Genomic DNA, 12,362 nt, shown 5'->3' with positions numbered 1-12,362 from the left:
ATCAGTTCGGCATCCCGATTATAGCGCGCACAATGGGTTTGCGCCTTTCCGGCGACGGCCTGCATCCCGTCTGCCGTGACGTTCAGATAAGTGATGCTACGCGGAGTGGCTGCCAACTCCTTTGTTTGGCAACCACTAAGGCAAAGCCAACAACAACGAACCATGCCAATTGTTGGGTGCGAGCGCCTGTCTCCGTTTCGGTTCCAAGGATGTGCATTGGATCGTTTCTGCTGTTGTAAGCGTCGACCACGCGCTCAGCGCTGCGCTCACAGTGTGAGCGGCGGCAGCGCTCCATGGGCAAACTCGCAATCGAGGTTCCAAATCCCGGCGTTCTGGCGTACGCGCAAAAATATCGCGCCGTCGCCAGCGGGTGGCGGTATCGCGTTGACGACGCACTTGTAGGTGGATGCGCCGTCCACGATATCGAACGTCTCGCTCATGACGATGTCCGCGTCGATACTGTTTGCAAACGGAAAGGGAGCGTATAGCGCGGCGGTGTGTACGGAATGCACGCGGGTGATTGAGTTGCCGGAGGCATCAAGCAGGTCCACGGTGGCGACATAGCCCCGATGTTCGTCGCCCGACAGAAACACTACGTGATCAATTTTGTTGACGGCGATATGAGCGAGCACCTCGCGCAGCGTGTTCGGATATCCGTCCCAGCCGTCGGAATGTATCGCACTCAGATTTGAGGGGTCGAGGCGTTCATCACGTTGCACCGCGCGCCGATGACGCGGGAGCAGCATGGCCGACGACACGACGAACTTCGGCACGAAATGGGACCCAGACTTTCGCAGCAGCCAACGTTTGAGTTCGCGCATGGTCCCCGGTGCAAACAACTCGGCACTCGCCAGACTCCCGACCCTGCGATGGGACCGTTCCGTACGTGTGTCGAGCATGAAGAAGTCAAAGCCATCGAATTTGAAGGTCCTTCTCCTGAACATTCCACGCTGGTATTTCCAATACGCCTTTAGGCCTAATGTTTTCTTCTCTTTGTTCTCGTTGTCGTCGGGGATCGCCTCCCAGTTGTCGTCGATCTCGTGGTCGTCGAGCAACATGAACGACGGAATCCGGCGCAATGCGTTGCGCACGTTCCGGTTTCGCAACCACGCCTCATAAGGCAGACGATATCGATCATCATGCGAACGCGGATCGTAGAGCCCAGCGGTCGGGTCGACATACACCTGGTCGCCTGCGAATACGGCAAACCGCGGCTTGATCCCCCCGCTCGCCTCGAGCCGCGCGACTATCTCGCCATAGGAACGGTATGCCACAGGCTCATCGATGAACCCAGCGGGATACTGGCACGATGCGAGCAAGAAACTTGTCCCGCCCGGTACGGGGGTTGGAGGCGGATACTGCGGCGGATCGTATGGGATAACGCCGTCCATGAGGTCGCGATCCTGCTCTATCAAGCGTGGGAGTGCGGCCACCCCGGTCGGCGTCTTCACCTCGAACCGCAGTGACGTCATAGTCCCGGGCGTGACCCCCGGCTGCAACGTAACGTCACGAGTGCCGTTGTTCTTGGAGTAGCCTTTCGACCGTGCGCTGAGTGGCTCGAGCAGCCGCGATGCGGCGTCCGCGATTATCTTGAATTGCGCGAACGTCTCCTTGCCTCCGACTATCACGTCGTCAACAAATTTCTTCGGATCGAGCCGAAGGACAGTTTCGTACACCGCGATGGCTCGGAAGTAACCGTCTGGTAACCCAACGTCGGCCTGCGGCAATGCCTTGGGGTCGGGATAGGCGAGCAGCACGAGAAGCGCGTTGCCGGGATGAGCCGCGTCGTAGTTCGGCATCAGGGTCGGCAACGGAACTTCGAACGCGGCCCATCTATTAGCCGCTAGCTTCGGCGACTTGTAGACCACTATATGGTTGACGATGTAATTCTGTTCCCAGGGTGCGACCGGGTTATCTGGCCGCAGAATTTGGTCGCCGACAAGTTGGATGCGCAGCATCAGTGCAGCCTCGGGTGCTCGAAGCGACGGCATCGCCCCGACCCGCACCACGAGCGCCGGCGTTTGCGGCCGCTCCTCGGTGATGATTGGCCCTATCCACGGGGGATATGCCGTCATCTCCGTGTCAGGTTGGACCTGGCGAGCGGGGCTAGGGTCGTCCAGGAATTGCTCGATCTCCCGGAACGTGGCGTGCCTTGTCGTGCCGACCAGCGCATCCTGATGCCCGGCCCCCGGATTGATCCACGACCGGCGGTAGTCGCGCCCGGCGTCATCGAGGATCTGCGACATGCGGTCCAACGTCGATACGTGCGACAACCCGTTCTCGGCACCGTGCACGCTAAATGTCGGAAAATTCCAGTGCTCAACAAATGTCTCGCGTGAGACGAGCTGGTTCTGGCCTCTGAAATTCGTCATCATCGAGTAGCGCGCGAAATGCAGTGCCGTCGACACGGTCCTCAAGCTTAGCGCGCCGAAATGCTCATCGATGTAGCGCAGCATCTCTGGTTCCATGTTGGCTACGTTGAAGTCCCGGCCGTAAAGCGCGTCCATGCGATGCCGCGTCCGAGTCCAAGGTGTACGTTTCCACGGCCAGAGTGGATTCTCGATTTCGAACTCCCCGACGGGATAGGGCATCGTTGAGAGCACCCGATCCAAGAGGTCATCGGCAAGCGTCGGATTCTTGGGATTGAATTCATAAGTGTCAGGTAGGAAATCGATCAGATACCGTACCACATAGGCGCGGAAGACGTTTGCCGGTGAGAAGACGACAAGCGGCCCGACCTGCGTGAACGCTGCTCGATGAACCAGATTATCGATCTTACCTCCGAGCACAGCGATGCTGAACACGATGGTCCCCATGCAGTGCGCGACGACGTCGACCTTGTGGTCGAAAGACTCGCCGGCTGCCTTCACTATCACTTTCCGTACGTCTTGGTTGCCTATCTGGTCGAAGCTCCACGCGTCCTTTGCGGTGCGATGGACAGGGCTGGTCCTGAGATCGGCGACCCATACGTCGCGTCCACTTTTCCAAAGATGGCTCGCAAAATTCGGGTTCACCGCGTGATGAGCAAATGTGGTGCCCCCGGCGCTGTAGCCATGCAGCATCACGACCGGCCTTTTTTTGGTGCCGGGATGCGGATAACGCGTGACCAGCACTTTGCCCCGAGTAGGCTTGCCACCGATGTCGGGCTTCCTTGACCCGATCGGTATATCGATGATCTGCGCCTGGACTGAGCCACCCCCCGGGAGTTGCAGATTGGTGGGCGGCCGGAAATCGACGACGTCGTTTGCTGGGTCGACGTCCTTGTCGGGCGATCGAAAGCTCCAGATATGCTGGCCAAGCAGCAATCGCACGAAGTAACCTAGGAAAGTGGCAAGCTCGCCGATTGTGGCGACGCCGTCGCGCTGTCGCGTTACCCGAAACAGCGGCACGCCGATGCGGGCGAGATAACCCACGTCGAGTTTCAGCACGCAGTCGGCGGTGCTGCTCAGCCCAGGGAAACGTTCCAGCGAGACCTCCATGAGCTGGCGCCACGGATTGCAGCACCTCTCATAGGTGAAGGTTTTGGTGCCGACGATACGGTCGCCGGACAGTAGCAATTTGGCGTGCGCATCTGGTGGGCCGATCCTGAGATCGTACACGAGTGCTCGGATCTCGCCGGAACGGCTGGCGATCGCAAGGCCCGACTTAACGCGACTGAATAATCCTGGGCGGGATCCTGGGCCGACGTCATCGCCGACAATTGCCTGGTAGATATCGCGCAGGCCTCGATTCAGAACCCATGCCTTGCCCGCGCGCCACATGCGACCCAACACCCAGGTCTTCTGGCGCTCAAGCACCTTCAGGGTGCCCGTGAGTGGCGCGCTGAATTCAGCGATAGCTTCGAGTTTCTGTTCCCTTAGGCCTGCCGGATCCCAGCTCTTCTCGAGCAGATCCCAATCGGTTTGCGGGAACATGCGTATCATGCTGCGGGACAACAGCTCCGACTGGTCCGTGGCAACGTTCAACGTGGGGTCACCGCCATTGCTCGGCGTCAGATCGGCGAGCGCCGTGGGCCCAAAGCGCAGCGTCAATTCGACTACATACTTACGGTTTTCCCCATTTTTCAGCTTCACGCGCAAAGGGCCAACAAGCCGCTCGACGATTTCGACTTCCGTCCGCGGTGGTAGCGCCGGAGCATCGGTCGAGCGAAACACCGGTCGGGCCAGCGGAGCGCCGGCTACGGCGCGTCGTCCCAAGTCGTAGCCCCAGTCTTTGGCGAGCTTCTCAGCGGCGCGCAACGCAATCGCTGAGATGGTAAGTGCGGGATTGGTTCCGAGCGCGGTAGGGACGATCGAACCGTCAAGCACCACCAGACCGTCGTGGACGGCGCTTGTATTGTTCGTCGAGAACACCCGGCCGAGATGATCTACGACGCCCATCGCCCCAGTGTCGGCCATGGTGCAGCCGCCGAGCGGATGAACGGTTGTCAACGGCCCTCGTTTTTCCTGGAGAAGCCAAGTATGTTTTGACGGCAGTAGCTTCCAGAGAGGGTTCGCTATGACGCGTCCGCCCGAGTTCTTGGTGAGACCGGCGATCACCTCGATCTGTTTGTCGAAGACGGGCAGGTTCGGCAGCGTGCTCCAACGCATTCGCGCGATGCCGTCGCGGTCGCGGTCGGCAGGCGCCGCACCGTCCCTGTCGGCAATCCGAGCAGGCTCGAGTTCGATCGTACCAGCCGCTCCGTCGTCGGACATCACGGCGTAGAGCGCGGAACGCTCGATGCGTTGGTCCGACACGACATAGGCATCGTCTTTTGGGAAGCCTTGCTGGTGGGTTGACCAGTCGATCTCGTCGAGGGTGTGCAAGGTATTGACCGTCGCAAAAATTTCCGCGAATGCGATGCGAAGGGACGCCGGGACTGACATCTCCTCGATGAGAACGCCCGCTTCCTCGCGCAGGTCGATGATGCCCGTGATCGTCGGGCCGATCGCACGTTTGGAGGGCTGGGTGGCATCGTTGGCTACGGTGTTGACGGATGCCCTGGTGCCATAGTCGGCGATCAGCATGTCACCGTTGGTCGAGCATCGCTTGCCGAGTTGCGCGCTCGAGAGCGGCAGGCCGATGATCTGCGATCGAAGCATTATCTCGGTGGATCCCAGCGTGCCTGCCGCCAACACCACCTTACCTGCCCGAACCCGCAATACGTCGCCGTCACGAGCACGAAGCGCGGCGTTGGTATGGACGCTGTTGACGATCCAGCCGGTCGTGCCGTCCTTCTCGATGCTTAGCACCGTCGCGCCGCTAAATATTTCTGCGCCTCTCTGCTGGGCACGCACGAGGAGATTGACATCGAGCGAGTTCTTTGCGCCGAAATTGCAGCCCGTTGCACAATCACCGCAACGCAGGCATTGGCTGAGTTTGACGTTGCCCGAGCTTTTAGTGTTGTTGGCCATCGCGACGGTGATCGCCGCTGGTCGGAAATTGTTGCGCGGCGCAATATCTCTGATTGATGTAAATTTTTGCGGCGCACCATCGACGTGGCTCTCGATTGTGTTCCGTGCACCATTTATGCTCCCGCCAAGCATGTCCGCCGCGCGCTTGAAGAATGACTTCCAGTCGGGCAAGCTCGCAAGTTGGCTCGGCCACCCCGTCTGGAATACCTTCTGCAAGGGGATTTCCATCACACCGGCATTGATCAGCGAGCCGCCGCCGATTCCACTGGCAACGACCGTTGTCACCTCAGGTCCAAGCCTGACGTCGAAGAGACCTTCCTTGTTTTTCTCGTGCCGAATGTGGCCTGGCAGTTCACCCAGACCGGTGGGGAACGAACCCGGCAAGTATTCCTTGCCGCGCTCCAGCACGCCCACGGTAACTGGTACTCCGTTCTTACGGCGGCCTGCAAATGTGGCCGCAGCGATCGCACCGCCGTAACCGCTGCCAATGATCAGGACGTCGAAGTGCTGGACCGCAGGGGTCTTTCGGACGCGATCGATGAGATGCTCAAAACCCTGAGAGATCCAAGCCGTTCGCGAGTTCGTGTCGAGCCCCGCCTCCCTCATCACAATCTCCCGGCGGCTATGTGCGAGCCATCACGAAGCGGTGAGAGGTTGAAGAAGCCTGCGTCCTCTATCTGCGGGAGGTCATCCGCCAATAAGTCGAAGTGGCACGAAACCCAGACCATTGCACACCCGACGGGTGCGAGAAAGTCGATCGGCATGGACGTTTGCCCCCTCAACGACCGCCAAATCATATATGAAAATTGGTGTATTGGCAGGAGGTAAAGTGGCGTATCGTAAATACGAGTTGGTTTGCTATTTGCGTCGAGGTATTCGGCGTCCGTGTCAAATTTGTCTGTACAACTATAGGTAGGAGGTCATGGGGGGTAGTTGTGAGCTACTTGGGAGTTTGCTGCCATTAAAGCTCCTTGCTAGAATTCACGGCACGTCTGGAGATCGCCCTGCCGCCATTGAATTTCCAGCTGTCGTGATGTTTGTTGATGTATCCCGATATACGGCCTTGGTCGAACAGCTGGCACGGCGCGGACAAGAAGGACTTGAAAAAATCCCGAGGCTGCTGAGCCTATCCTATGCCCGATGCGCTGAGCAAATCCTCGATCGTGGCGGTGAAGTGCTTTACTTTGCGGGGGACTCTCTCCTGGCATATTGGGCGGCTGACTCCGACAACCTTAGAGCTGCCGCCCAGGCCGCAGCCGCCTGCGCCGAAGCAATCTGCCGTGATCGCAACGACCGGCCAGACATCTCGACGAGCCAAATTGCTCCGGCCCTACACGTTGGCGTGGGCGCCGGCACACTCTGGGCTGCTTCGTTGGGTGGCCAGCCGGTCTGGAATCTGGTCGCCGGCGGTGATGCCGTCGCTCTGGCTGCAAAATCACAAGCGCTTGCGGGCCGCTGGGAATACGTGCTCTCTGAAAGCGCAATGAAAGCGATCGTTGACGGGGTTGCGGGTCACCAGCAAGTCGGCTTGAAAGCGTCATCGGACCTGCTACGTCCCCAATGGTTGGCGGAGTTCCTGCCTCCACAATTGCAAGATGTGTTGCTTGTTCACGAGCAAAGCGCGAGAATCGCGCTTAACGTTTCTGCGATAGAGATCGATGAAGATCGCCGTTTGGACGCCCGTTTGGATGCACTGGCAGAGATCAGACCCGTTTCCGTACTTTTCGCCCGCATAGTAGGGCTAGATCATCACGATCCGCTTGCGTTGTCCCGTCATCAGACGCTGTGTGTATCACTCCAAGAGATCCTGAGAGGGCGAGGCGGACCGCCTGGTGAGTTGCTTTTCGACGACAAAGGCCTGGTATTCATGGCCGCATTCGGTGCGCGGGGTGCGTTTCACCGTGACGACCCACAGCGTGCCGTCGATGCCGCCCGCGCCATAAGCGTCACCGTTTCGCGATTGGGACTCTCCGTCTCGGTCGGCGTGGCGACAGGCGATGCGTTGTTTCGCGTCGTGGGCAGCTTGCGAAGGCGGCAACTTATGGTCTTCGGCCCGCCGGTCAATCGCGCGGCGCGACTGATGACGGCGGTCTTTGGGGATGTCCTCTGCGACGCACCGACCGAACGGGCGAGCAGGGCGACATTCTCTTTCGAGAAGCGTGGTGCGTTTCAGTTGGAGGGACTTGGGGATATGGCGCCCGTGTTCCGTCCATTGGAGCCCCATTTGCCGGCGCTACTTCCTACGACGCTCATTGGCCGCCACAGTGAACTGGAATTTCTTAGGAGTGCGTTCGAAGAAGCACGCGCCGGCACGACCCGTCTGGTGGCGGTGGTTGGTGAGCCAGGCATCGGGAAAAGCGCACTGGTGAGTGCGTGGTCCGATGAATTGCGTTCGACCGGCACTATGGTTTCGGTGGCACGCGCCGAGCGGGATGATCGACGTACCTCTCTGCTGACGTGGCGGCGTGTACTGGAATCCGTTCTTGGCTTGCCTGCCGACAGCAGTGGCGTCGATGTGCTTGAGAGCCTCATCGCAAGTGTCCAAGGTAATTCGTCAATTCTTGGGCGAGTGCCCTTGCTCGGGGACATGTTGGCCGTCGAGATCGCCCAGAATGAAGGAACTCGGCACCTAGAGGGCGCTCATCGTGCTGATGCTACGATGCGCCTCTTGGGCGATATCATAGGCGAATTGGCGCCACGCCCCTTGGCATTGGTGCTTGAGGATAGTCAGTGGCTCGATTCTGCGTCGTGGCGCCTCGTTGAGTGGGTTCTCGGATCACTATCTTCATTGCTTATTATCCTATGCCTGCGCGCCGAGGAGGTTCCGGAGGAGTTCAAAAATCTGCACCGACGGACCCAGGCGGCGCGGAAGAGCGCAACTAGATCGGGAGCCGACGATCCCTCACTCTTCTGTCGCATTCTGGAACTTGAGGAACTCAGTGAAGGATCGATCTCCCAGTTGGCTGCTCGTACATTGGGGGCCGTGCCCCCAGACGAGGAGCTGGCGCGACGGGTCTCGGCGCTGGCCAGCGGCAACCCTTTTTTCGCTGAGGAAATCGCGCTGACATTGAAGAGCGAGGGACTGATCGCCATGCGCGATGGTTTCTGGCGTCCGATCCGTCCACTCGACGGCCTTCGATATTTCGAGGGTGTCGAACGGGTCATACGAGAGCGCGTCGATCGCTTGGATACTGTTGGCCAGGACGTAATCAAGGCCGCAGCGGTAGTAGGGCGTTCGTTCACCAGCGAGGCACTCGAGGTATTGCTTAAGGATGTCTTGCGTCCCGACGCCGTGGGTGCTGCCGTTGAATCTCTTGTGGCCGCGCATTTGGTGCGCCGGGGGAATGTGGAAGGGAACTACGAATTTCGGCACGATCAGACCAGAGACGTCGTCTATGGTTCGATCCCAGGCGATCTGCGGCACAAGCTGCACGGAGCCTTGGCTAGCTGGATCGAATCAAGTCCGGGAGATTCCCTAGGAGCGGACACTGCAGTTCTCGTTCAACACTTTGAGGCCGCCGGCAATGACGAGAAGGCAGTCAAATATGCCGATTTGGCAGCAACGAAGGCGTTACAGACTGGTGCGTTTCGAGAGGTGGCCGCATTTCTTGACATCTGCTTGGCACACGAACCAAAGCAGCCGACTTGGAGCGTTGAACAGAAACTACAGGCGGTACGTTGGCGTAGGCAACTCGCCGAGGCGCATTATAGCCGTGGCGACATTCACGCTCAGGGGATTGCTGTAAGGCGCGCGCTCCGAGTGGCAGGTGAGCCGGTTCTTCGGTCACCTACAACGATTTTGATCCGTCTGCTCTGGCGTGGCTTGCGGCTCGCCTTCCAACAAGCCTACCCCCCATCGCCAAGATGGGTCCAGCGGGATGATCTGCGCTTTTGGGAGCGAGAACTGGCTCGATGCTTGAACCAAGCGGCGATGGTCGACTATTTCGAGCTTCGCTTTTCGCTGGGGATGTACAATCTCGTTGGGGCTGTAACACACGCGGAGCGCACCGGGTTCTCCGTAGAGATGGCAGTCGCGTCCGCGCAACTAGCGTGTGGGCTCGGCATTTTGGGTTGGCGGAACGCGTGCGAACACTTCATGGAAAGGGCAGAACGGGTCGCGCTCGCGCTCGCCGATCCAGCAGTCCATGCCCATGTTTGCAACCTCGACGCGCTCTGGCACCTTGGGCGCTGTGAATGGTCGGTGGTCGATCGCCGCCTCGATCAGTCGCAAGAGTTGTGTCTAAGGGCCGGAGATCAACTGAGTTGGTGCAACGCACAAGGAATGCGCTTCTGGTCATTGTATTATCGCGGCGATCGGAGTGCATTGGAGCATACCTCCCTTGCGCTACTATCGCGCGCGCAGAACGCCGGAAACATCCAGCAAGAAATCTGGGCGCTCCGATGCAAGGCGCTGTGCGTGCTCCATATGGATAACCCTCGTGAAGCGATCGACATCCTTCGACTAATAACGTCCGCGATGCTCGGCTCGGTCGATCTCGCCGCGCAGATCTCGACCAAAGGAGCACTTGCACTTGCCCTCGCGCGTGCCGGTCTGCATGCCGAAAGTATCCAGGCCGCGGTCGAAACACTGCGCTTGTTGCGCGTGATGCGTCGACCGTCTTCCCACAGCACATTGGTTGGCATTTCAGGAGTTTCCGAACTGCTTTTACGTGGCCGTGAAGCTGGGCTCTCGCGCGAGTACGACCAATGGAGCGAATGGGAATGCCAAGCGCTGCGTGAGCTCAAACGCTACAGTCGTGTATTTCCAGTCGGCGTTCCACAATACGGTCTTTGGACCGGCGTCGCGCAGTGGTTGGATGGCCGCCACGCCCTCGCCGTCTCTACTTGGAAACAAGCACTGGCAGCGGCTGGGCGGTTGTCCCTACGACAAGACGAATCGATGATTGCCGCAGAGTTGAGACGCCGGCAATAGTGAGGCGAGCTCAAAGGCACACATCCATCATTGTGGCAAATTCTCGCGGACTTGCTCCTGACCAGAAAGGGCGTAGCGGGTCTCTTGAGCCCCCAGCGTGGTTGGATTGCCCGGAGTGCGAGCAAACGGCGCTCCGACATTCAGTCAGCGTATCCTTTGCCCATTGGTTGGCAGCTTTAATGTGAAGGCGGACATCGCTGGCGCCGACCCCATGCGCGGCATCGCGGCATAACGATATTGCAGATTACATTTGTCAGGGTGGAGAATTGGTCAGTGTCACAGCGGTCCTGTAGGTCAGCAAGCGCTTTCGGATCCAGAGAGCCGTTTGCGATTACCAGTCGTGTCGGCGGTCGCAGTCAGTGGCCTTGATCCGACAGTCGGGGGCAGCAACAGCAATGCTGACGCCGAAACGTTTCCGAAAACTTCCGAAAAGTCTAGTATGCCCAAATGCAGGGGACTCGCATCGCTTTCGGTCCGTTCGTACTCGATCCCGACATCGGTACGCTTCTTAGAGAAGAAACCCCGATAGCTGTTGGGCATCGTGGGCTGACCCTGCTTGCTGCGCTTACGGCACGGCCCGGAGAGATACTGACCAAGGCCGAACTGATGGATGCTGCCTGGCCACGCACCGCCGTTGAGGAAGGCAACCTTACCGTTCAAATCGCGACACTCAGAAAGGCCCTCGGTCCGGCTGATAACGGCGGCGAGTGGATCGCCACGGTGCCTCGCGTCGGCTACCGCTTCACCGGGACCGTCGAGCCGGTGGCGAGCTCATTCCGCAGGCCTACACCACCGTCCGGCAAGCCGTCGATTGCGGTGCTGCCTTTTGCCAACTTGAGTGGCGATCAGGACCAGCAGTATCTCAGCGACGGCATAACCGAGGACATAATTACGGAGCTGGCCAGGTTCCGGTCCCTACTCGTCATCGCGCGCAATTCATCCTTTCAGTTTCGCCATCCGACATTGGACGTTGCCGAAGTCCATCGCAAACTAGGCGTTCGTTACCTCGTCGAAGGCAGCATACGAAAGCTCGGTGATCGCATTCGGATCACCACACAGTTGATTGATGCCGCCGCCGGCACTCACCTGTGGGCTCAACGGTACGATCGGGCCCTCGACGACATCTTCGCATTGCAAGACGAGCTTGCGGCTCTCATCGCCTCGATGGTCGAAGGCCAAGCGGAGGCCGATTCTGCGAGCCGGACGAGACGCAAGCCTCCGGCCGATTGGGATGCGTACGACTACTACCTGCAGGGGCGCGCACACTTCTACCGATATGAATTGGATAAGTCCGAGCCTCTCTTCGTCCGGTGCATCGAGCTAGATTCGACGTTCGCTCAAGGCCATGCCTTCCTCGCGCAAGCCCTCGTCGGCAGATTTTGGTACGACAACGATCCCCGGACGCTACAGAAGGCCTGGGACTCGGCACAAACGGCGCTCGCTCTCGACAGGAGCGATGGCGTCTGTCACCAGAGCATGGGGCTGGTGCTTATACACATGCGCCAACATGGCGATGCGGGAGTGCATTTCGAGCGCGCGCGCTCGTTGAATCCGTTAGACGTGAACATAGCAGGGGACTACGCAAGCTGGCTCAACTACGGCGGACAGGCCGAGACGGCGCTGAGCGTGCTCGAAGCTGCGCTCCTGCGCGACCCGTTACCTCCGATATGGTTCTGGGAGGTGAAGGGCAGCTCCCTGTTCCTGCTAGGACGGTATTCGGAAGCCGTCGGTTCGTATCAGAAGGCCGGTGACCAATTCTTCATTCACGCCTTCCTCGCGGCGTCGTACGCACATTTGGGCGAGATGGAGAAGGCGCGCGCTGAAGTCGAGAGCGCACTAACGAGGAAATACGACCTGACTGTCCGGCTGATGTCAGGTCTCCCGTTCGCCGACCAAGTCGCCCTCGAGCTGTTCATGTCAGGCTTCAGAAAAGCTGGTCTTCCCGGGTGAAGGCACCAGCTAGCCGAGGCGACGGATTTGACCACAAATGGCCTACTTCACTGGTGGGGCCGTGATCGGCGATGCGCCTCATCCTT

The 12,362-nt window shown here is 59.3% G+C and carries 3 protein-coding genes; 2 read left to right on the top strand and 1 reads right to left on the bottom strand.

The genetic code is table 11. The features are described from left to right. Positions 1–266 precede the first annotated feature (266 nt). Positions 267–5,999 (bottom strand): alkaline phosphatase D family protein, encoded by a 5,733-nt coding sequence (locus tag AB4Z43_RS15860; protein WP_441938300.1) that lies wholly within the window; start codon positions 5,997–5,999, stop codon positions 267–269. Between the two features lie 457 nt (positions 6,000–6,456). Here AB4Z43_RS15860 and AB4Z43_RS15855 point away from each other — a divergent pair, with 457 nt between their 5' ends. Further along, positions 6,457–10,326: an AAA family ATPase gene (locus AB4Z43_RS15855; protein WP_441938298.1), complete on the top strand. Its 3,870-nt coding sequence runs from the start codon at positions 6,457–6,459 to the stop codon at positions 10,324–10,326. A gap of 447 nt (positions 10,327–10,773) precedes the next feature. Continuing rightward, complete coding sequence (locus tag AB4Z43_RS15850) at positions 10,774–12,276, top strand: winged helix-turn-helix domain-containing tetratricopeptide repeat protein (protein ID WP_441938296.1); 1,503 nt, start codon at positions 10,774–10,776, stop codon at positions 12,274–12,276. The last annotated feature ends 86 nt before the right edge of the window (positions 12,277–12,362 follow it).

This window comes from Mesorhizobium sp. 2RAF45 (assembly GCF_052115225.1).
GTDB lineage: Bacteria > Pseudomonadota > Alphaproteobacteria > Rhizobiales > Rhizobiaceae > Mesorhizobium > Mesorhizobium jarvisii.
The sequence above is the reverse complement of the archived record's forward strand: the minus strand, read 5'-3'. Positions and strand labels throughout refer to the sequence as shown.

Bases quoted from the DNA above. Each gene is read 5' to 3' on its own strand.
- AB4Z43_RS15860 (WP_441938300.1), bottom strand. From the start codon at position 5,999: ATGAGGGAGGCGGGGCTCGACACGAACTCGCGAACGGCTTGGATCTCT.
- AB4Z43_RS15850 (WP_441938296.1), top strand. From the start codon at position 10,774: ATGCAGGGGACTCGCATCGCTTTCGGTCCGTTCGTACTCGATCCCGAC.